We start from the raw sequence: 20,864 nt of genomic DNA on the forward strand, positions 1-20,864 counted from the left end.
GTGAAGCTTACGGGCCGGCCACGAAGAGCTCGCTCGAAAGATCTGATCGCGCTCATTGGTCTTGTGCGGAGCTCGGCCGTGCTTTGGCTACGGCTCCGCCGCGAATGAAATGCACCATCATGAGGGAAGAGATTGACGTGTTGTCCGTTGCACAGCTTGGGAACGCCGAGGTTGAAGAAACTCAACCCGAAAAGAACTTTCGATTTTATGACAATCGACAAAAGTACTTGATGTTTGTCGATACGTGCAGCGAGAAGCGCGTCGTATCGGAACGAAAAGCACTCGAATTCGATCGGATTCGTCCGCGTCCGCCGGCCGTACGGGTCTTTGATGCCGGTATTGGCGATGGGACGGTTCTGGCCCGCGTCCTGCGTTCAATGCATCGGTGCTACGAGCATTTGCCATTTTACGTCGTCGGCAAAGAGATCAGTCTTGAAGACATTCGCCTGACGCTCGAGAAGCTGCCTGACCGGGTCAAGAGCACCCGGCCACAGTCATCGTCCTGACCAACCTTTACTATCACGAAGCCCCATATCTTTCGGCAAGCTTGGCATCACCCGCATCCAGCCTCATCTGGCATGAAGTGGCGCTAAGCGGCAGGACAGCGGCCGAGTACGAGCGCCAGATCAATGATCTTGAGCCGTTCTTAGCTCAGCATTGGAAGGCCAGCGTAAGCAAGAAATCCGGCAATCCGATCTATGAGCGCCAGGTCGTTCTGGTGCTGTATCTGCAAAGCTGCCGGTTCCTGTTGGACCAGATCATTCCCAGACAAGGCGCGATCAGGGCGAACTACGATCTTGTCATCGCCTCGCAGCCCTATCGGGCACGGGCCTCGGCGGAGTTCAAGGCAAAAAAGGTCGTTGCGCCATTGGCGCTCGCGCTTGCTCCAGGAGGCCGATTGGTTGGCATTCATTCGTGCGGCAGGATCCAGGTCTGGAGCTCATTCAGACCGTGTGGCCCAAGGAAGAACCCTTCGCAAACGATCGACGAGATAGACTGCGCGAAACGATGCTCGCCATGGGGCAGGACGCGCGTCAATACAGCTTCAATGCGCTGAGCGATAAGCAGTCAAAATTCAAGTATGTGATGTATACGTTGCCCAACTAAATTGACGCAGACGCCACATCCATCGGTGCGTCGACCCTGTTTGCAGCCTGGAATAATGCAAAACGTGGCACAGATTGAGGACGAGCGACTGGCCCGGGCGATGACGGACGATCGGTACCTGGCATGCACTAAGGAGATCCTTCGCAAGCACAATGGGTTCTGGTTCTGAGACGAGTCTTACGTCATCTCCCGAGCCGTAGTAGTTCACTCCTCCGCTGAGGCGGCACCTACGCACGCTTCCAACCTCAATGCAGACCCGGCCGCTGACACCGAGCCTCTGAGCGGGAGTTGCCGCGCACTCGCGTTGCGGCCGAAATAGGAACAGTTCATGACCAGACCAACGTCTCATGCTTGCGACGAGGCGGACGCTTGCCAGCAATTCCTCGGTCGGTACTCCATTGAAATCATACCGCGCGATAGCCGCGCGGTTGAGATGGCGAGGCAGGCCCTTTCGCCCGGGACAGAGACTTACCTTCCGAGTGTATCAGGAGAGCCGGTAGAGACGGTGATTGCAAGAGCGCAAGAACTCAGGATCTCGGGGTTCATTCCGGTCCCTCACGTGGTTGCGCGCAGATACGGAAGCCATAATCAACTCGAGACGACCCTGGGCCGACTGCAAGAGGTCGGCGTCGATCGAGCACTGTTGCTGGGTGGCGACGTCGCGCACGTTGTCGGTCCCTTTCCTTCCAGTCGAGCGCTGCTTGAAACGGCCTATTCGCTCGCTATGGGTTCGAACGTCTTGGCTTCGCGACCTATCCGCAACGCCACCCGCACATCACGACCGACCTGCTAAATGCCGAACTCGATCAAAAGGTTTCGCTCACCGTTCGGCAGGGGATGACGCCCTGGGTAGTGAGCCAGTTCTGTTTCGAGCCAGACGCCATAACAGCGCATATCGAACGCTTGCGGGTGCGAGGGATAGTGAACGATGTTCGCGTCGGATTGGCCGGACCTGCCACGCTAAAGAGCGTCATGCGCTTGGCGCTCATATGTGGCGTATCAAACTCTGCTCACGCGTTGCGCGCTTAGGGTCATCGACTAAGCCGTCTTGTGGTCGGTTATGAGCCGCGGGAGCTAATTAATCGAATCTTGCAACAAATGGAAGCAAGCATTCAGTTGCGATCATTACGAGCGCACTTCTTTGGGTTCGGTGGCCTTCGGCAGACGGCTACGTGGATTCGAGAATATAGAGTTCAGGGGTGACGCCGTAACCATGGCGGCGCTATGATTATTGCGACAAACGCAGTTTGGGCGCGCTGCAACCGACGGCCACAAGTCGCGATAGGCCGGCGTTTCTTTCTCGATCAGGAGCGGGTCGAGGTCGATCAGGTCGTCAGCCTTCAACCCGATCGAGGCTGTCTCACCGCTCCCAAGGAGATTTCTGGGCGTGTCGAGCTAAATGGCCCCGCGCTCTCTATCCAGCTTCGCCGCATCCTTCATGACTCAATGGTCGACTTTCGATTGAATTAGGGGATCATCAGTCCAGGGCACGCGGCCGGCCTGGATATCGACCCTGAGCTGTGGACGGCCTCCAAATCAGCAGTCGTCGGACGGACGGCAAGGGTCTGCCGCTCTCATAGTGCAACCAGACAGCCGCCTGAAGGACGGTAGCCGAGGGCGCGCGCCGCTGCTCCAGCTCTACCAACAGGCACCGAAGGAAGCGATCTCCGGAGCGGTCCGATCGCGTCAGCTTCGGATCACTAGTCCACTGGTCCTAAGCGACTTCCAAACTTCTTTCCGATTGAGGAGCGGCTGTGGCTCCAGGGCAACCCCGACGCGGACCCAATAGGAGAGCGGCCGGCCGCTTTTGGACACTGGCCGCGAGCGATATTCGAGTCCTCGTAATCGTGTCTCGTAACCACTTCTGGGCGACTGCACGACCAGGCGTTCGGCATCGGGCATCAAACGATCTTGCAGCAAGCATTTGGTATCAGTATGGATTTGCCATCTGCCGCTCTAGTCGCTCGACGTCTTTCCGATCGTGCCGCTCATCGGGACCTCCAAGACCGGAGCAGACGACTGTCTGTGGCGATATCTATAGGCCGCGAAGACGGCCGATAAACAACGGTACATTACGCGCCTCGAAATCGGACGGCCGGTGCAAGAATGCCTCCGCGAAACGGCGCGTAAATTCTATTGATTGTTCGACTGCCGAAACTCGCCGGTTTTTCCGGGTTGATGATCTCGGGCTCGAACAGCCCAGTGTGATCACCGTACTGACACTGACATCTTGAAAAGCCAGGAATTCGCCAGTTACCGGCGAATGTAATTTGTAGACAGCTTCCTTGATTACAAAGGCTAGTTTAGGGCCAAAGCGATTGCCGGACCATTCCCGACGTTGAAGTTCCGCGGAGCTGCATATGATTGGCAGAAAATCAGCCCCGAGCGGCTCTTCATCTTCGATGTCCAGTCCCAGATCAAGGACGTCGCTTGAGCGTCCCGCGACGGCGCTTCATAGCTATGACGTGCCGTTTTTCGACGCGCACGAGGCTGAGGTGGAGGAGGAGACCACAAGGGTTCCACGACTCGGAGATGAGCTCATCATGCGCTTTCAGCACTCCCCCAGCGCGCGCCTTGACACCAAACCCTTGCGGGACCATCAGCGTGATTGCGATCTGCGTCGCTCGAAAGCATAGACTGGATTAATACCGCAATAAGCGTCCGTACCGGAGGCAGTGGCCATGCATTGGCTATAGCTCGAGAACTGGCAATTGCCCGGGTATCCCCATATACGCCCTTGCAGACAATAAACGTCTTGTCGGGTCGTTGGCATGTACGCCGAGCGATCCCGCGGCGTTGCGATCGAGCTTGCCCCAGAGCAAACCAAGGTGAGGGCTGCGAGCACAATAACAAACAAGAGAAAAAAGCGCATGGGACCCTGTTGTCTGACTCAATTTTCTCTAACCTAAACCTTCCGACCTGCGTTTTGTTGATCCTAGTCAATAGAATTGGCCACCGTTTGCCGGGCCTAACCTAAAGTCAAAAGGCGCGGACGATACGTTGACTTCAAATGAAGACAAAGGCGAGCAGGCTCGAGCAGAGTAGCGCAAGGCCCATTACGGTCAGCGCCAACAGGCTCCCGGAAATCAGGTCGTCACAATTGTTCATAATACAGCCCTCGTTTTCGCGGCAAGAGGGAAAGCGTCGGTCGTGGTTTGCCCATCGATCGCCTGATACATCAAACATTACTTGAATCCGCCGCAATAATTCTGCAGTTGCCGAGAAGACGTGCAGTTTTCCGGCACGATCTGAGGAGGGTTTGCCGGCTTGCGGCGCGAGCAAGGAAAGTCGATTCTGCGGACCATGCCGGAGCTCTCCAATGTGAATCGAGCCTTTGCTGGTCAAATATCATTCGGCCTTCATTCAATGCAGAATGCTATGAGCTTTATATTCACGATCCAGCTTCCGGAACAACTCCTTCGAATGTGTAGGCTCCTACTTCTCATTGTGGCCGGCACCAAGACGCTTTCGAGCCGCGCGCGACCGAATCCATGCCATCGGTTAACGTGCCCTAGTCGATTTTCTGACACCGCAGCGTTCCGATCTTTTGCCAGAGACTCAACAGATGCGTGGTAGTTGTTCGCCCGACAGCCAATCGACGATGCAGCCTCCGCCAACGCTGGTCGCCATCTGCACGAAATGATGGTCATCGGAGATTGCCTCGCCGATGTCGGCCGCATCGCAGCCCAGCGGATGGGCCCGCATCGCTCCGAGCACTGCATCCGCGACCTCGGGTGCCACGACCGCAACCAACTTGCCTTCATTGGCAACATGGAGCGGATCGAGCCCCAAGAGCTCGCAGGCAGCCGCCACACCCGGCTTCACCGGTATCGCCTCTTCCTGCAAGCGAAAGCCGAGGCCGGACTGCTGGGCGATCTCGTTCAGGGCGGCGCCAAGGCCGCCGCGCGTGGGGTCGCGCATCAGGCGGATCCCGCAGCCTCCGGCCTCAACCATCTTCACGACGAGGTCGTGAAGCGCCGCCGAATCCGATGTGATTTCGGTTTCAAAGGCTAGGTTCTGCCGCTTGGACATGACGGCGATGCCATGATCGCCGAGTGTGCCCGAGATCAGCACACGGTCTCCGACGCGCGCGTTCTCTGCGGAGAGATCAAGCCCGTCAGGCACCAGACCGACGCCGGCTGTCGAGATAAATAGGCCGTCGGCTTTGCCGCGTTCGACCACCTTGGTATCACCGGTGATGATGTGGACGCCGGCCGATCGCGCTGCTTCCCCCATGGACTCGGCGATCATCTTAAGGTCGGAGAGGAGAAACCCCTCCTCGATAATGAAACTCGCGGACAGGTAAAGCGGCTGCGCCCCGGCCATTGCGATGTCGTTAACCGTTCCGTACACGGCCAGCGAACCGATATTCCCGCCCGGGAAGAATAGTGGCGAGACGACGTAGCCATCGGTCGACATCACCATGCGCCCCGCGCGGACGTCGAAGGCCGACTGATCATTGCCGCGCGCCAGCCATTCATTGCCGAAGGCCTCATGGAACAGTCCTGAAATCAGCTGGGCCATCGCACGGCCGCCGGAACCGTGAGACAGGTCGATGCAGGCATTCTTGATGTCGAGCTTGCGCTGATGGCCTCTCATGACGCCCGCCTCTGCCGATGATCGCGGAAACGGCTATAGGCCCAATACGCGGCGCAGGCGCCCTCGGACGAGACCATGCAGGATCCCATCGGCATTTCCGGCGTGCAGAGCGTTCCGAACAACTTGCAATCCACCGGCTTTTTGACCCCGCGCAGGATGGCGCCGCATTCACAGGCCCGATTGTCGGCAACGCACAACTCTTGCATCTCGAAGCGGAGTTCCGCGTCGTATATGGCGTAGCTACGCTTCAGCCTCAGCCCGCTGTAGGGGACTTGACCGAGCCCGCGCCATTCGAACCGGTCTCGCAGCTCGAAAACGTCGGAAATCTCCTCCCTGGCGCGCAGATTGCCGTCGCGGGTCACCGCGCGGCGATACTGGTTTTCCACTTCGTAGCGATGCTCATTGATTTGCCGGACCAACATTAGGATGGACTGCAGCATGTCGAGCGGCTCGAATCCGGAGATCACGACCGGCTTGCTGAACTCCTTCGCGAAGAACTCGTAAGGCTCCGTGCCGATGATGGTTGAGACATGGGCTGGTCCTACAAAACCGTCGATCTCGAACTGCCCTTTATCGCCAATATCGGAGCTTTCCAAAATGTTCTTCATCGCCGGCGGCGTCAGAACATGGTTGCAGAACACGCTGAAGTTCGAGAGCCGCTTCTTTTCGGCCATACGTATCATGACGGCCGTCGGCGGCGTCGTTGTCTCGAACCCGATAGCGAAGAACACGACCTCGCGCGCGGAATTCTCCTCTGCGATCCGGATTGCATCGATGGTGGAATACACCATGCGGACGTCAGCGCCGCGGGCCTTTGCCTTTAGCAGCGAGGCGCCTTGCGACCCCGGCACGCGCATCAGGTCACCATAGACGCACAGGATGACCTCGGGCCGCATCGCCAGACCGATTGCCATATCGATACGCCCGGCCGGCAGCACGCAGACCGGGCAGCCCGGGCCATGGATCATCCGAACGTTGGTCGGCAGTACGTCCTCGAGACCGTAGCGCGAGATCGCGTGCGTATGGCCGCCGCAAAATTCCATAAAGCGATAGGGTCTTGCCTTATTAGCCTCGGCGCGGATCGCTTTCGCCAACCCCACCGCGATCTCCTTGTCGCGAAACTCGTCGGCATATTTCATTGCACGGCCCCCTGTCTTTCAGTGCTGAGCTCGCGCAACAAGTCCAATGTGCGTCTGGCTTCCTCAGGATCGATCTTGGCGAGAGCGTAGCCGACATGAACGATCGCGTAGTCGCCGACGGCGATATCATCGATCAGGGCGATCGAAATCTCCTTACTGACACCGTCCATGGAGACAACAGCCATCTCATCTGGCAAGATTTTTGTCACCTCTGCAGGTATGGCGAGACACATCAGGCGGCTCCTTGGCTCGTGTGTTCCATAAGCCGGAGCGCGGCAATCCAGGCTTGCCCCAGGCTCAGGCCTCCGTCATTCGGTGGCATCTGGCGGGGTAGCAGCGGCGCGAGATGCGCGACGAGGCAACCCCGCTCAATCTCGGCTGACAGGATCGCGTTAAGGAAGCAGCCGCCGCTCAAGACCACCGTGGTGATACCCGTCTGCCGCGCTGCGCGAACGATCCATTCGACGCAGGCGGCGGCAAAGGTGCCATGGAAGAGCTCAGCTCCTTCAGTCGGATCGAGCCCATCGCTCGCCAGTCGATCGAGCAACGGGGAGAGGGAGAGCTGGCCGTTCTCGACTACCCAGCCATCTTCTACAACGCGGGGGCGTCGAACCCGTGCTTCGAGCTTCATCGCGGCCTCGCCTTCGTAGCTCTGCACGGCGGAGAGCCCGAGCAACCCTGCCGCCGCATCGAACAACCGACCGGCGCTCGTTGTCGCCGGCAGGTCGCGGCCATCGAGCAAGGCAGAGAGACGCGCCGCATGCGGCTGCGCCGGAAAGCGGCGCGAAATGTGGTCGCCGCGCTGCAAGCTATGTAACACGCTCGCAGCCATCCGCCACGGCTCGCGCGCTGCGCGGTCCCGACCGGGCATCTTGAGCGGTGCGAGATGACCTAGCCGCCGGAAGTGCGCGCGCTCGCACAGCAGGAGTTCGCCCCCCCAATTGCCGCCCTCGCTGCCATAGCCGAATCCGTCGAGCACCAGCGCCAATATTGGCCCTTCGATACCGTGTTCCGCCATGACGGAGGCTGCATGGGCGTGGTGATGCTGGACCGCGACCAGCCTTCTCCCGCTCGCTTCGGCGAAGCGGGTCGAAGCCAAGTTCGGATGCAGGTCACAGGCCATGACGACTGGCTCGACATCCAGTGTGGTAAGTAGATGCCCCACCGTTTCCTCGAAGAAGCGGATGCCTTCTCTCGTATGGAGGTCGCCGATGTGCTGAGAGACGAAGGCCTCGTTGCCGCGGGTAACCGTCACCGTCGACTTGACGGCGCCCCCAACCGCAAGGATCGACGGCACGGATCGCGCGAGCCTGACCGGCTCGGGGACGTAACCGCGGGCGCGACGGATGAACTGCGTGCGGCCCGCCACGACCGATACGACGGAATCGTCGGCGCGAGTGACGATGCCGCGGTCATGGGTGACGACGAGATCGGCGATGCCCGCAAGGCGCCGCGTGGCCTGGTCGTTGTCGATCAGAAGCGGCTCGCCGCCGAGATTGGCGCTGGTTGTGACGATCGCCCAGCTTTCGGCGTCTCGCGGATGGTCCACATTCAGCGCATCGAAGATCAGATGGTGCAATGGCGCAACCGGCAGCATGACGCCGACCCGCGACAGCTCCGGCGCGATCGCAAACGCGAGACGATGACGCGACGTCATCAGCACAATCGGCCGTGCTAACGTCTGGAGCAGCGCCAGCTCAGCAGCATTGGCAACGGCGATCTCGGTAACCGCGTCCAGCGATCCGACCATGACGGCGAAGGGCTTTTGATCGCGCTGCTTGCGCTGGCGCAGGCGCTCTACAGCCTCCTCGTCGCCGGCATCACAGACGAGCTGATAGCCGCCGAGCCCCTTGATGGCGACGATCATGCCCTTGGCAATGGCGGCGGCGATCTCCGCGACTGCGTGGCTAAGCCTCGGGCCGCATTGGGGGCAGGCAATCGCCTGGGCGTGGAACCGGCGGCTGTTGGGATCGGCATATTCCGCGGCACAGGCCTCACACATCGCAAACCGCTTCATTGCGGTAGCCGGGCGGTCGTAGGGCAGCTGCTCGGCGATCGTATAGCGTGGACCGCAATGGGTGCAGTTAACAAACGGATAAAGGTGGAAGCGGCTGGCCGGATCGAACAGCTCGTCCAGGCACTCCGGGCAGGTTGCGGCGTCGGCGACGATCCGCGTCGACACCCTGCCCTGCTCGCTTGGGCGGATGCAAAACTCCTCGCTCGCCACCGCGCTGATCGGCTGCACCGAGATACTGTCAATCCGCGCCAGCGGCGGCTTTTCGACGGGCAGCGCGGTCACGAAATCGGACGCGCGCTCGCCCTCGACCTCGATGACGACGCCATGCGGATCATTGGCGACGAAGCCGCCGAGACGGTAGCGCATGGCGAGACCGTAGATATAGGGGCGAAAGCCGACGCCCTGCACGGCGCCACGCACATGCAGGCGTAGCCGCCGTCTGTACTGCGCTGAGGCTTCGCCGACCGTTGTCATTCTATTACAGTCTTCGCGGCCGGCTTCGCCCTGAACGCCTGCTTGCGGATCCAGTCATAGAAAGCCGGAAACCCTTCACCCGTGCGTGCCGATACCGTCAGAATCTCGATTTCCGAGTTGACGCGGTGCGCATATTCGATGGTTCTGGCGAGATCGAAATCGAGCACCTTCGCAAGATCGATCTTGTTGATCATCATCAATGATGAAGCCGCGAACATATCGGGGTATTTCAGCGGCTTGTCCTCGCCCTCGGTAGTCGAGAGCACGACGATCTTGCAGGCTTCGCCAAGATCAAACGCCGCCGGACAGACGAGGTTGCCGACGTTCTCGATAAAGAGAATGCCGCCGCCCAGCCAAGGCAGCCGCTCATAGGCCTCACCGACCGCGGCGGCATCGAGGTGACAGCCCTTTCCGGTATTGACCTGAATGGCCGGCAAACCCGTCGCGCGAATGCGCTCCGCGTCGTTTGAGGTCTGCTGATCACCTTCGATCACGCCGATCGGAAAGCTGCCCTTCAACTCGGACACGGCACGGACCAACAGAGAAGTCTTGCCGGCACCGGGGCTCGAGACGAGGTTGAAGGCAAGCACGTCGTCGGCCCGGAAGCAGGCGCGGTTGTTGGCGGCAAGGCGGTCGTTCTTGCCGAGAATGTCGCGCTCGACCTGAATGATACGTTCACTGCCGATGCGAGCGATCTGCTGACCCGCCGGGTTCGCGCTGCAATCGTTAAGTCCGGCGCCGTCATTCATATGATCGTGGTGGGCGCCGGCTTGATGATGGTGACGATGACTATGTTCGCAACCATGATGGTATTGGATACCATCATTACCATGCTTACGATGGTGCTCATGCGCTTGCTCGACGACAGGCTTTCCGTCACTGCAGCCGCAAACCGTACACATCAGTAGACCTCCAATTCCTTCACGCGCATTTCCTCACCGCCGGTCACCTGCAATCGATAGCTACCGCAGGATGGACATGGCTCGTAACGTTGCTTGATCTCGGCGCTCTTCGAACAGGCCATGCACCACGCGATCCCCGGCATCTCAAAGATCTCGAGCCTTGCGCCTTGCGCAATGGTTCGCGCGGCAACTGCCTCGAAGCAGAATTTCATCGCATCCGGTGCGACGTGGCTGAGCACGCCGATCTCGAGGCAGATGGCCTTCACCTTCGAGAACGGGCGCTTACGTGCCTCTTCCTCGACGATCCCGATGATGCCTTCGCACAGCGCCATTTCATGCATGGCGGATCGCGCGGAAGGTGAGATTGAAGCCGACGCAAGGGTCGAACGACCCGATGAGCAAGCGAACCGCATCTTGTCCGCGCGGGCCGGCGGCGAGCAGTGAGCCCTTGAGACTCCGGACTAGTGGTCCGCGGGCGCAAAAATTCCATTCGGTCGGCGGCAAGTATTCGAAGCGCACGATACGGTCGTCGTCGTCGAGCTCGACGGTATGGTAGAGCCGGCCGCGCGCACATTCGACCGCGGCCGCCCCGCGCCGGGCGCCAAGGCCGTAGCTGGCGATAGCACAGCCCTCGAAGTCGAACTCTCCCTCGCCGTCATCGATCCAGGCGAAGAGACCGGCCACTTCGGCGATCCGCGCCTTGAGGCGCTCGGCGGGACCCGCGGTCAACGGCAGAATCGGCTCGCGGCCAGCCCTGCGGGCCCAGACGCCGGTCTCCGGAATCCGACCGTGAAGTTCGGGCGCGTCGGAAAAGCTCGCGCCCTCGGTGAGCAACGGCACAACGACATCCAGGTCGTCAGCAGCCGACAGGAATGATTGCTCGGCGGCCGAAAGCGACAACGCCTGGCCATCGCAGTTCGCAAGATGCGCCGCTAGTGGACTGCCGGGCGCCGGAGATTGATCTTCAGAAATGATCCCGAGCGCACTCAGCGCGGACTTGATCTGCGACACCGCCTCGCGCCGGGCTATTCTCCGCGTGCCGTTGAAGGCAACACCGGCAAGGACCGTGGCTGCTTGCATCACGGCGCGCACGGCCGCGGCGCTGGTGCCGTCGAACGCGATCTGCCCCACAAACAGGCCTCGTAATAATTCCACAAATCGTTCCGCGATGATCGCCGTGACGCGGCGCTGCATCGTATCTGCGGCGACGCCTTCACCCCGCGCGGCTTCGACCGCCGATAGATAAGCCACCTGGTGGGCGACCGAGCAAAGCGAGAACAGCCGGGGCAGCACCGAGCTCAGTGACGACGCCGGCTTGCCCGCAAACAGGCGTATGACGGGCGGCCGGCTGCGTGGCAAGATCGCGACGTCGGCGATCGTCCTCCCGGCGAGACACACTGTGATGTCGATCGCGTTGCGAAACGCCGGGCTCATGCGCGTGGCTCCCTTGAGACACCGCGCAGGAAGTTAAGCCGCTCGATCGCCCCTATCGCAGGCGCACGGTAGCAGACGGCTTCCTCAGAGTCGGCCGGCCGCCTCAGTTCGCCCAGCCCAGCTTCCGCCGCCGCCTGTGCGACGGCCAGGTCGGCAAAGTCGAGCATAGGGGAGAACAGCGAGATACGCATGCCCCCGTTGAGCGTGAGCTCGATGGTTCCAGTCGGCAGATGCACGAGCAGGCTCGATCCGAAAGCTGCACGGACGATGTCATCCCGCGGCATTGCGCGCTTCATGAACCAGGGTGTCACCATTTTGCCAATGGTAGAAGCGCTGAACGGGCGGAAGCCGCCCGCCTCGACACCGAGCGCGTCATTGTAGATCGGCGGATCGCGCATCGCGCGCATGCCGATTGCGAGATAGGCGTTAGCCAGTCGCTCGACCTGGGACCGCAGCGTTGCGTGTCAGGCATCGTGTCTCAGCTCGCCATGAATTTCCATTTCGGTCTTTCGTAATTCAGACAGCGCGCCAACACTCGGGCAGCGCCGAAAACGGCGTGCCGGGGCGCGATTCGCGCCCCAACATCGCCATCGACGGGATCGTAAAGCGGATTCCAATCGCGTGGCTTCGGTGACATCCTGGCGCAAGTCAAACTTCTCGAATCCGTTCATTTGAAATATGCCTCGATGATCTCCGTGAGCCACTCGGCTGAGTCCTCGAAATCCTCATCGGCCGCGACCGCAACCGCCGGCACACCGCCGACCTCGAGCGTGTCGAGGATCATCGTGTCCGTCGCATTGAAGAACTGCACCGACCAGACATTGCGGATTCCGGTCGCATGCACGCAACAGGTGCCGTAACCCTGCGAGACGAGTTGGATTGGTCCGCTTCTCATCGTCGCATGCAGGAAGCTTATGTCGACCGGGCTCATCGGTAGAAGCGTGAAATTGATGATCTGCGAGCGGCTGCCGGGCCGCCAAGCGAGCGCATGCTCGCGAATCTCGGCTAGCACCGGCAGTACGTTCATGGCGCCCGCTGGTGGCTGGCCGATCTCAATGTCCGCGGCCGTAAGGTCCGCGGCCGCGCGCTTGATGATCTCTGGAATCGCGCCGACCTCGAGATATTCGTGTAGAGAGTCGGTCTTGATCCGCACACGCCAGAGGCCTGCAAGCATTGCTTCCTGGACCTGCACCAGAGACCCATCCGGCAGGGTCACGACGCCGGCCACTTCGCCTTCGCCGATCACGTCAGCGATGAGCTTGCGTTCCAGATCGTTGAGATCGCCAAGCCCGAACAGCCGCGTCCGCGCGTCTGCCTTCTGGCTCGCGATAGCGTCTACCATCTTCGACAGGAACTCGATTCCATTGGAGCAGCTCTTCGCGAGCTCGGTACTGTCGAGCAATGCAAGTTTTACCAGGCCGCCCGCGGCGCTGGGGCTGCCGGCAGCCTCGTCTGGACTCGCCTCGGCGCGCATCGGCTGCTCATTGTCTTCAGCCGCCGTCCGGAAACTCACCTTCATAGTCCGACATCCTGTGAGCTTTGGTATGTGGCGATTGTTCCTACGACTGCGGCCGCGCCTCCGCGGGGGTCGGCAGGTGGGCGTAAACATGTGGTCGATTGCCCCACCTCATCGGACGCTGCTTGAGAACGACCAGCGGGGATTTTATCGAGCACGGAACGGCCGCGTCGTGGGATATCCGGCGTCCCCTGCTCAAGCTTCATCATTCCTCCAGATCTGAGCCAGATCAGCTATCCGAAGCCGAGTCTTCAGATGGAACATCCGCTGTCATGAACAGCTGACAGTTTGGATCAGAGACTTGTCTTCGCGCTTCGCCGGTAGTTGCACCAGTGCTTGTCACACGGTTCGTCATGGAATGTCGAAGGTGACCACAGGCCGTGTCGAGCCGGAGATGCTCAGGCAATGTCGGCTCGCGGTCGATCAGATCGGCGAAGAAGCGGTCGCAATCCTCGCCGTTCTGCGCTGCGCCGATGCCTTCAATAGCACTGCTAATTAGCTGCGCTTCCTGATCATCCAAAAGGCGGATCGCAGTGTCGACATGGACGAGCACCTTGGTCCGGGCAGACGGCCTCGAGAGCAAGAGCACCGAGACACGCCGCCGTTTACCGCGAAACTCGCAAAGCGCAGAGATACCGTCTGTTTCGATAATCGTCATTGGTAAACCAAGACACATCTGTCATGTCTCCGACCCTCGCTGGCCATCCACTACCGCGCTCTCATCTCGTAATGCGGGTGATCAATACCATTGGCGAGCAACCGCTCGGATTCCCCTAACGGTGTGCTGCGTGGCGAGACCTGCACGCCCCACGCAGCTAAAATGGAGCTGGCAAGCTCGACCGCAGGGTCGATCTGATTGCGCACGGCCGGCGTCAGGGGCCCACCCCAGCCATCGAGATCAAGCGGCTGGCAGCCGATCAACACGAGGTTTTTCGGGCAATGTCCAAGCAGGTCACATGCACTGATAACTTCCTGAAAACCAGTATGGTGCAGGCTCATCTTTCTAACGCCGGCGAAGCGCGGCACGTCCTCGTCGCGCACGAGCTTCAACTGTCCGGGCTCCAGACCATAATCGATCGCGTCGAACACGATCACGCAGTCAGATTCCCGAAGATAATTCACAAGCTGGAGCCCCTGCGTGCCCCCGTCCAGTATGATGACGTTATGGGGCACGGCATAGCGGCGATGAAATTCTTCGACAGCTCGCACCCCAAAGCCCTCATCTGCCCAAAGAATATTGCCGATACCGAGCACGAGCATACGCTTTGGCTGTAAACACGTCGGCATAAGCCTGCTCTCCTCCAGCTCCCGGCACTGACGAGCACCCGAGATCATCGAGGAAATGATGCCCTGGCGCGACATGACGTCTTCGCGAACGACAGCATAAATGTGGAACATCAAGAATATGATCAGCGCCCACATGCCCAGATGGTGCCAGGTGTGCACATCCTGGCTGTTGGGCCAGATCGCGAACACCTGGCCAAACAGCTGGTGCTGCCAGCTGTCGCTTCCGACGCCTTCCGAATAGAGCGCAAGGCCCGTGACAATCATGAAGGCCCCGATTAACGTGAAACCCGTAAAAATCGCGGTCTGCGCCAGCGGATTGTGTCCGGCATACATCTTCGGCTCGCGCTCGAGGAAGGCGTACCAGCGGATCTCGCGCAACACTGCCATCCAGAACTGCTTGCGATGCACCGGAACGTAGAATATCTGGCGAGAGTGGTAGTTGCCGAAAAAGGCCCACAGGATGCGCAAAAGAAAGAATACCGCGAGCACCTGCGCGGCTGCGAGATGGGCAAACCTGATGTAGCCCATCACGAAGTTGCCGGACCAGGCGACCGTCGGCAGCGGCGTGCCGATCAGATAACCGCTCACAATAAGCACCAGGATCGACAACGCATTCACCCAGTGGCATATCCGCACCGGGGCTTCGTAGACATAAACGGCCGGCTGAGCGGCGACGCGTTCGCCAGCGGCATCGATCGCTATTGCGGTGCGGGCCGGCTCGGTTTTCGCCGGATGCGCTACTACATCAATCATGGCCACCCTCATGACCTGACCTTGACGGTTGCCATTTCCTGGCCGTCCGGGCTCATCACGTGGGTCGAGCACGCAAGGCAGGGATCGAAGGAGTGGATCGTGCGCAGGATCTCCAGGGGCTGTTCCGGATTCGCCATCGGAGTATCCATGAGCGACGCTTCAAAGGCGCCGCCGTTGCCCATGGGATCCCTTGGCGACCCATTCCAGGTGGTCGGCACTACACACTGGTAGTTGTCGATCTTAGTCTCCCTGATCTTGATCCAGTGCGCGAGCGCGCCGCGAGGCGCCTCGGTGAAGCCATAGCCCTTGGACTCCTTCGGCCAGCTCTCCGGCTTCCACTTGTTGGTATTGACCGTCGAGGAGTCGCCGGCTTTGATGCGCGCGACCAGTTTGTCCTGGAAGTAGCGCATCTGGTGCGCCGCCCATTCGCATTCCAGCGCGCGTGCCGCGGTGCGACCGAGCGTGGAAAACAATGCGGAGAACGGCAGGCCTAGCGTCTTGAGCAGCTTCTCGGTCGGCTCCTTGAATTCCGGCTTGTTCTGCGCGCAGCCGATGATGTAGCGGGCCAGTGGCCCGACCTCGACTGCATTTCCGCGCCAGCGCGGAGCCTTGATCCAGGAATACTTGCCGCCTTCGTCGAGTTCCTTGATGTCGGTCTTGGTACCTTTGGCATTGGGACCGAGCACGTAATTCGGTTCGGTGATGCCGTCCCAGGGATGCCGGCCCTTCGACTCGTCGGCATATTTGTACCAGGAGTGAGTGACGAACTCCTGTATCTGCTCGGGATCGGCATGGTCGACGGGCAGCACCTCGTTGAGATTGCCGTTGATGATCACGCCGCGCGGCAGTTTCAGGTTCTTCGCAGAATAGTCGTTGGCGTCCTCCGGAATATCGCCATAAGCCATCACGCTTCTGCCAGAGAGCCCGCCGCCATAGAGCCAGTCCTTATAGTGAGAGCCGATCGCGACGATGTCGGGCAAGTAGACTTTTTCGGTGAACTCGATGCAGCGATCGATGACAGAGGAGACGAGGTTCAGCCGCTCCATGTTGATGGCGCCCACCGCGCCGGTGCCATCGATATTGATCGCGCAGGCCACGCCGCCGACCAGCCAGTTCGGATGGGGGTTCTTGCCGCCATAGACGGCGTGAATCTTGACGATCTCCTTCTGAAAATCGAGCGCCTCCAAATAATGGGCGACCACCATCAGGTTCGCTTCGGGCGGCAGCTTGTAGGCGGCGTGGCCCCAATAGCCGTTTTTGAACGGCCCGAGCTGACCGGACTCGACGAACCTCGTTAGCCGGATCAGGAGGTCCTTGAAATAGCCGGGAGAGGACAACGGCCAAGACGAGGTCGATTGCGCCAGCGCCGAGGTCGCTTTTGGATCGGCTTTCAGTGCCGAGACCACATCGACCCAGTCCAGCGCATGCAAGTGATAGAAATGCACCAGATGATCGTGCACCTGGAGACAGAGCTGCATGATGTTCCGGATCGAGCTGGCATTCTCCGGAATGGAGATACTTAGCGCGTTCTCGACCGCACGGACCGAGGTGAGCGCATGTGTTCCGGTGCAGACGCCGCAGATCCGCTCGGTAAAGGCCCAGGCGTCGCGCGGATCGCGGCCCTTCAGAATGATCTCGATGCCTCGCCACATCGTGCCCGAGGAGACCGCATTGCGGATCACGTTGTCGGAATCGACATTGACCTCGACCCGCATGTGACCTTCGATCCGGGTCAGCGGATCGACGACAATGCGCTTGCCAGAATGGTTAGACATGACGCCTTTGGATGTCCGGAGGCCCATTGTCATACCTCAGACCGCTCAGTGGCGTCGGTTCGCATTTTTGCGTTTCCCAGCGAAGCGCTTTAGCGCCGTCACCGTCGCATGTGCCGCGACCACTGTGCCGACCGCGCCCGCCGCCGCCATGCCGATCTGGTCAGCATTCTTCTCAATCCCGTATTGCTTGATGTTGGTCAGGCGGTCGTAGAACGAGCCCTTATCCCAGAAGCCATCTTCTGAGCAGCCGATGCAGCCGTGGCCTGACTGGATCGGAAAAGAGATGCCGCCGTTCCAGCGCACCGACGAACAGGCGTTGTATGTGGTCGGCCCCTTACATCCTATCTTGTAAAGGCAGTATCCTTTGCGCGCCGCCTCATCGTCCCATTCCTCGACGAACTGGCCCGCGTCGAAATGCGCCCGCCGGTAGCATTTGTCGTGAATGCGCTGCGAGTAGAACATCTTCGGCCGACCTTGCCGGTCGAGCTCGGGGGGCTTGCCAAAGGTAGTAATGAAGGTCACCACGCCTGTCATCACCTCCGCGATCGGCGGGCACCCCGGTACCTTGATGATAGGCTTGCTGGTGATGACTTTGTCGATGGGCGTGGCTTGCGTCGGATTGGGCGCTGCCGCTTGAACGCACCCCCATGAAGCGCAAGAGCCCCAGGCAATGATGGCCATCGCATCTTCGGCCATCATCCTCAACTTCTCTACGAACGGCTTGCCGCCCTGGATGCAGAACATGCCACCCTCATTCAGCGGCGGGTTGCCCTCCACCGCCAGCAGATATTGCCCCTTATATTTGGTCCGGGTCTCATCCAGGATCGCTTCCGCCTGATGGCCAGCCGCGGCCATGATGGTGTCGTCATAATCGAGCGAGATCATGGACAGCATCGTATCCTTCACAAGGGGATGGGCTGAGCGGATGAAGCTCTCCGAGCAGCAGGTGCATTCGAGGCCATGCAACCAGATCACCGGTATGCGCGGCTTTGTTTCAAGCGCATTTGCAATGCGGCTCGCAGACAGCGGCCCAAGCCCGAGGCTCGTCGCCGTCAGGCTGCAGAATTTATGAAAATTTCGACGGGTTATGCCCTGCCGTCTAATCACGCCATAAAACGTTTCCGTCACCGGGCCCATGAGCCTCCCACCGACTGTGCCGATACATCGGTTATCGATGACAGCAAGAAGCAGGCCAACGGCTCCGTGCCCACAACAGGAGAGATTCCAATATTTTAGAATCTTGAACCGACCAAATCACATCGCACGACGCCCCCACGGAAAACCGATTCGCAGGCGAAAACAATTTTCGCCGAATTGTGTTTTTCGTGGCGCAGCATCAAGAGGTAAGTGGAGATCGGCTCAAGTCGAACTGACCCAACCCGCCGTGCGATTTCTAACAAAGAGTTGTTACGTTCGGTTCGAGCCGGACATTTTTGATGCTTCCATTCTACGATTCGTCCTGCGGAGTCCGAACATTTCAACGCGGTTACCCTTGGGGACTTGAAACGCACGCAGCGTCGGGATCCAATACAGCGCTGCGAAACGCACTTCCCTGCGCGACGTTGCAGGACGCGCGTCTCCGCCTATACCGAGGCGCAGCGGGGCGGCCCCGACGCCTGGACCTGGGATGCGTCGAGTCCGCCCCAACACCACCATGGGGGGGCCCGGTGATGCTGTGTTTGGCAGAGCAAGCAGCGTGCCAGACGGAGGCAGCTTTAGGCAAGCCGCCCTTACGGGATGAAGCTCGGAAGAGAGAGAAATTGCGTGCATTGAGTGCTAATGCCCAGGACGATCCCTTTCATCAAACCGTTGCGACCGCATATTCGGTTCGTTGTCGCAGTTCTGTTTCGCGTTATGGTTTGAGGAGTATCGGCCACGCGCTCGGCCCGACGAACGCAGCGTGCCTGTTGTGTTCAGGACAATACAGCCCGCCCCCACGAACAGGCACACAACCCAGTCGATGTTGCCGCCTTTTGCTCGCGACGGAGCCCCCGCAGCGATGTTGTCTCAGGAAAACCTAATCACCAGCCCTGGACGACGCATCGTCAGGCTTGAGATGCCGTTTTCGAACATTGTAACTGACCAGCCAAATCACGCCGACGGCGATCGGCACGAAAGCCGCGGTTACGGACGCTGGCTCTACGTGCAGTCCGACATCCTGCGCGCCTTTGGCAAGATAGGCAAATAGGCTGACCACATAATATCCGATGGCCCCGACTGACAGTCCCTCGACCGTGGACTGCAGGCGAAGCTGTTGCCTCGTCCGTTCATTAATTGAGCGCAAAAGGTCGCGATTCTGTTGCTCGATTTCAACGTCCACGCGTGTTCGCAACAGGTCCGCGGCGCGGGCCAGCTTGTCCGATAGATTCGCCTGACGCTCCTCCATCGTTGCGCAGGTTCGTATAGCAGGCGCCATACGGCGCGCAAGGAAGGCCGACCAAGTTGGATAATCCGCGACGCTCTCGCCTTCAACGATCGATAATCGCGATTGAACCAGCTCGTTGTATGCTCTGCTCGCTCCGAAACGGAACAAACTGCCTGCCACATCTTTTTCAAAGGAGACTGCCAGCGCCGTCAGCTCCTGAAGGAGATGGTTGTTGACCTTTAGCCCTTCCGCGCCCTGCATCTCCTCGAGCACCTCGACGAGACGGCGATCTATTCGATCGACCGATGGGCCAAGCTCCAGCGCCGTCGATAGACCAAGCAGGGCTAGGGACCTGTAGGTCTCGATTTCTAACAAACGCTGCACCAGCGCGCCGAGATCGTGTGGAGTCAATCCGCGATCGTGGACCAGAATTCTGGTGAAACCCTTATCGTCAGTGCGAAAGTCGGAGGCCACAACGCTCGCCCCGCCTTTGACGTTGACCATCGCCAGGCTACTTTTCTCAAAAATCTGCTCGGCGCGCTCGGTCGGACAAGTGCCCCGTTCTGCCTCTAACTTGATCGCGGCAAGTAGTTCTCCAGCCTGCGATAGTGCACGGATTAGTGACTGCGCGGAGTTATGGACGTCGCCGAATTGACGAGCGGCTAGACTGTTCGTGGTGTTCCAGATCCAAGTGAAGGTCGCAAATTCCGAGTGCTGCTCCCAGCGTAGCGCCACCGGTCCGAACTCGATCTGATGATGCTTCGCGGACGGCTCGGGCGGGGTTACCTTGTGCTGCCGACAGAATTCGATGAACCGGCGGCGATCATTTGCCGCATCGTCGCCCTTCGCGAGAAATACAAAACGCACCATGCCGAGCGACGAAACTAGACTGGCAAACGGCCGCGCATGCACTTCGCCGAGGACAGCCTTCCGCTCCGGATGTAGTTTGAATGATGCCAAATCCAATTCATTGCCCATTGAGGCCTCCCGAGTCAGCAGCATTCGCATCACCGAGAGCGGCATGGTCGGCGCCACCGAGTCGGTGCGACCGCTAGCAAGAGATCAAGCTCGGATCGACGGCCTTGAGCTTGCAAATGAGACCTTGCGCGAGCCAGATCGCCAGGCAATCGATCTCGAACGCGGTCCTCGAGGCGTCTGTTGAAGTTGTCGGAGCCATCAGCTCTACGTGCTGCAGGCTTTTGGACAAATTGCCGCCATTTTGCGCCAGCAGTGGAGCTACATCCGCATCGTCGCTTTGATACATTAAGTTTCAAATGCGCCTCCGTTTCGTAAGCCTCGGCGTTGCGTTTTTGTGCAGTGCAGGATTTGGGCCAGTGGACACGCGAACACGCGCGTTGCCTTTCAGGCACCATGTCAGTCTCGCGACAACTTGGTCACTCCTGGCATCGGCACTTATGGTCGGAATCGGACGCACGACACCGAACAAAACGGCCTGTACGCTTCTCGCCTAGCTACGCAACGCTCTGGCACAGCTG

The 20,864-nt window shown here is 59.8% G+C and carries 18 protein-coding genes and 2 pseudogenes; 2 read left to right on the plus strand and 18 right to left on the minus strand.

Annotation, left to right across the window (positions count from 1 at the left end; translation table 11 throughout):
• Positions 1-137 precede the first annotated feature (137 nt).
• Positions 138-506: a hypothetical protein gene (locus tag QA645_RS38745; RefSeq protein ID WP_283046299.1), complete on the plus strand. Its 369-nt coding sequence runs from the start codon at positions 138-140 to the stop codon at positions 504-506.
• A gap of 41 nt (positions 507-547) precedes the next feature.
• On the plus strand, positions 548-1,057 hold the full coding sequence (locus tag QA645_RS38750) for a hypothetical protein (RefSeq protein WP_283046300.1): 510 nt from the start codon (positions 548-550) through the stop codon (positions 1,055-1,057).
• A 2,649-nt stretch (positions 1,058-3,706) separates the two neighbouring features.
• Here the strand turns inward: QA645_RS38750 and QA645_RS38755 are convergent.
• The 18 genes and pseudogenes from QA645_RS38755 to QA645_RS38840 form a co-directional block, all read right to left on the minus strand.
• Complete coding sequence (locus QA645_RS38755) at positions 3,707-3,979, minus strand: DUF3551 domain-containing protein (protein WP_283046301.1); 273 nt, start codon at positions 3,977-3,979, stop codon at positions 3,707-3,709.
• Positions 3,980-4,113: 134 nt separating this feature from the next.
• A complete protein-coding gene (locus QA645_RS38760; RefSeq protein WP_283046302.1) occupies positions 4,114-4,452 on the minus strand; it encodes a hypothetical protein in 339 nt (112 codons plus the stop codon).
• A 213-nt stretch (positions 4,453-4,665) separates the two neighbouring features.
• A complete protein-coding gene (gene hypE, locus QA645_RS38765; protein WP_283046303.1) occupies positions 4,666-5,706 on the minus strand; it encodes a hydrogenase expression/formation protein HypE in 1,041 nt (346 codons plus the stop codon).
• Positions 5,703-6,845: a hydrogenase formation protein HypD gene (gene hypD / locus QA645_RS38770; protein WP_283046304.1), complete on the minus strand. Its 1,143-nt coding sequence runs from the start codon at positions 6,843-6,845 to the stop codon at positions 5,703-5,705. The genes hypE and hypD overlap by 4 nt, the downstream gene beginning before the upstream one ends.
• A complete protein-coding gene (locus QA645_RS38775) occupies positions 6,842-7,078 on the minus strand; it encodes a HypC/HybG/HupF family hydrogenase formation chaperone (protein ID WP_283046305.1) in 237 nt (78 codons plus the stop codon). Before QA645_RS38775 ends, hypD begins: the two co-directional genes overlap by 4 nt.
• Entirely contained in the window at positions 7,078-9,336 is a 2,259-nt protein-coding gene (gene hypF / locus QA645_RS38780; RefSeq protein WP_283046306.1) for a carbamoyltransferase HypF, read from the minus strand. Before hypF ends, QA645_RS38775 begins: the two co-directional genes overlap by 1 nt.
• Positions 9,333-10,238 (minus strand): hydrogenase nickel incorporation protein HypB, encoded by a 906-nt coding sequence (hypB, locus tag QA645_RS38785; protein WP_283046307.1) that lies wholly within the window; start codon positions 10,236-10,238, stop codon positions 9,333-9,335. The genes hypF and hypB overlap by 4 nt, the downstream gene beginning before the upstream one ends.
• On the minus strand, positions 10,238-10,579 hold the full coding sequence (gene hypA / locus QA645_RS38790; protein WP_283046308.1) for a hydrogenase maturation nickel metallochaperone HypA: 342 nt from the start codon (positions 10,577-10,579) through the stop codon (positions 10,238-10,240). Before hypA ends, hypB begins: the two co-directional genes overlap by 1 nt.
• Positions 10,572-11,597 carry a hydrogenase assembly protein HupF gene (locus QA645_RS38795; protein WP_349253152.1) on the minus strand — a complete coding sequence of 342 codons (1,026 nt, stop codon included), beginning with the start codon at positions 11,595-11,597 and terminating at the stop codon, positions 10,572-10,574. Before QA645_RS38795 ends, hypA begins: the two co-directional genes overlap by 8 nt.
• A gap of 71 nt (positions 11,598-11,668) precedes the next feature.
• Positions 11,669-12,079, minus strand: a complete 411-nt coding sequence (gene hybE, locus QA645_RS38800) for a [NiFe]-hydrogenase assembly chaperone HybE (RefSeq protein ID WP_283046310.1) — start codon at positions 12,077-12,079, stop codon at positions 11,669-11,671.
• A gap of 260 nt (positions 12,080-12,339) precedes the next feature.
• A complete protein-coding gene (locus QA645_RS38805) occupies positions 12,340-13,191 on the minus strand; it encodes a hydrogenase expression/formation protein (RefSeq protein ID WP_283046311.1) in 852 nt (283 codons plus the stop codon).
• A 385-nt stretch (positions 13,192-13,576) separates the two neighbouring features.
• Positions 13,577-13,864 (minus strand): annotated as a pseudogene (locus QA645_RS38810) (HypC/HybG/HupF family hydrogenase formation chaperone); the annotation flags it as partial.
• Positions 13,865-13,896: 32 nt separating this feature from the next.
• Positions 13,897-14,475, minus strand: a complete 579-nt coding sequence (locus QA645_RS38815) for a HyaD/HybD family hydrogenase maturation endopeptidase (RefSeq protein WP_283053514.1) — start codon at positions 14,473-14,475, stop codon at positions 13,897-13,899.
• A gap of 18 nt (positions 14,476-14,493) precedes the next feature.
• Positions 14,494-15,228, minus strand: a pseudogene (cybH, locus tag QA645_RS38820) (Ni/Fe-hydrogenase, b-type cytochrome subunit); the annotation flags it as partial.
• A gap of 8 nt (positions 15,229-15,236) precedes the next feature.
• Positions 15,237-17,030, minus strand: a complete 1,794-nt coding sequence (locus tag QA645_RS38825; protein ID WP_283046312.1) for a nickel-dependent hydrogenase large subunit — start codon at positions 17,028-17,030, stop codon at positions 15,237-15,239.
• Positions 17,031-17,048: 18 nt separating this feature from the next.
• Positions 17,049-18,140 (minus strand): hydrogenase small subunit, encoded by a 1,092-nt coding sequence (locus tag QA645_RS38830; RefSeq protein ID WP_283046313.1) that lies wholly within the window; start codon positions 18,138-18,140, stop codon positions 17,049-17,051.
• An 880-nt stretch (positions 18,141-19,020) separates the two neighbouring features.
• Positions 19,021-20,346 carry a DUF3422 domain-containing protein gene (locus QA645_RS38835; RefSeq protein WP_283046314.1) on the minus strand — a complete coding sequence of 442 codons (1,326 nt, stop codon included), beginning with the start codon at positions 20,344-20,346 and terminating at the stop codon, positions 19,021-19,023.
• A 73-nt stretch (positions 20,347-20,419) separates the two neighbouring features.
• The gene (locus QA645_RS38840) at positions 20,420-20,632 is read right to left on the minus strand and encodes a hypothetical protein (RefSeq protein WP_283046315.1); all 213 of its coding nucleotides are present in this window, start codon (positions 20,630-20,632) and stop codon (positions 20,420-20,422) included.
• Between the last annotated feature and the right edge of the window lie 232 nt (positions 20,633-20,864).

The organism is Bradyrhizobium sp. CIAT3101, assembly GCF_029714945.1.
Taxonomy (GTDB): domain Bacteria; phylum Pseudomonadota; class Alphaproteobacteria; order Rhizobiales; family Xanthobacteraceae; genus Bradyrhizobium.

Excerpts from the sequence above, each read along its gene's own strand:
- QA645_RS38755 (WP_283046301.1), bottom strand. The coding sequence starts at position 3,979 with ATGCGCTTTTTTCTCTTGTTTGTTATTGTGCTCGCAGCCCTCACCTTG.
- hypE (WP_283046303.1), bottom strand. The coding sequence starts at position 5,706 with ATGAGAGGCCATCAGCGCAAGCTCGACATCAAGAATGCCTGCATCGAC.
- hypD (WP_283046304.1), bottom strand. The coding sequence starts at position 6,845 with ATGAAATATGCCGACGAGTTTCGCGACAAGGAGATCGCGGTGGGGTTG.
- QA645_RS38775 (WP_283046305.1), bottom strand. The coding sequence starts at position 7,078 with ATGTGTCTCGCCATACCTGCAGAGGTGACAAAAATCTTGCCAGATGAG.
- hypF (WP_283046306.1), bottom strand. The coding sequence starts at position 9,336 with ATGACAACGGTCGGCGAAGCCTCAGCGCAGTACAGACGGCGGCTACGC.
- hypB (WP_283046307.1), bottom strand. The coding sequence starts at position 10,238 with ATGTGTACGGTTTGCGGCTGCAGTGACGGAAAGCCTGTCGTCGAGCAA.
- hypA (WP_283046308.1), bottom strand. The coding sequence starts at position 10,579 with ATGCATGAAATGGCGCTGTGCGAAGGCATCATCGGGATCGTCGAGGAA.
- hybE (WP_283046310.1), bottom strand. The coding sequence starts at position 12,079 with ATGCGCGCGATGCGCGATCCGCCGATCTACAATGACGCGCTCGGTGTC.
- QA645_RS38805 (WP_283046311.1), bottom strand. The coding sequence starts at position 13,191 with ATGAAGGTGAGTTTCCGGACGGCGGCTGAAGACAATGAGCAGCCGATG.
- QA645_RS38815 (WP_283053514.1), bottom strand. The coding sequence starts at position 14,475 with ATGCCGACGTGTTTACAGCCAAAGCGTATGCTCGTGCTCGGTATCGGC.
- QA645_RS38825 (WP_283046312.1), bottom strand. The coding sequence starts at position 17,030 with ATGGGCCTCCGGACATCCAAAGGCGTCATGTCTAACCATTCTGGCAAG.
- QA645_RS38830 (WP_283046313.1), bottom strand. The coding sequence starts at position 18,140 with ATGGGCCCGGTGACGGAAACGTTTTATGGCGTGATTAGACGGCAGGGC.
- QA645_RS38835 (WP_283046314.1), bottom strand. The coding sequence starts at position 20,346 with ATGGGCAATGAATTGGATTTGGCATCATTCAAACTACATCCGGAGCGG.
- QA645_RS38840 (WP_283046315.1), bottom strand. The coding sequence starts at position 20,632 with ATGTATCAAAGCGACGATGCGGATGTAGCTCCACTGCTGGCGCAAAAT.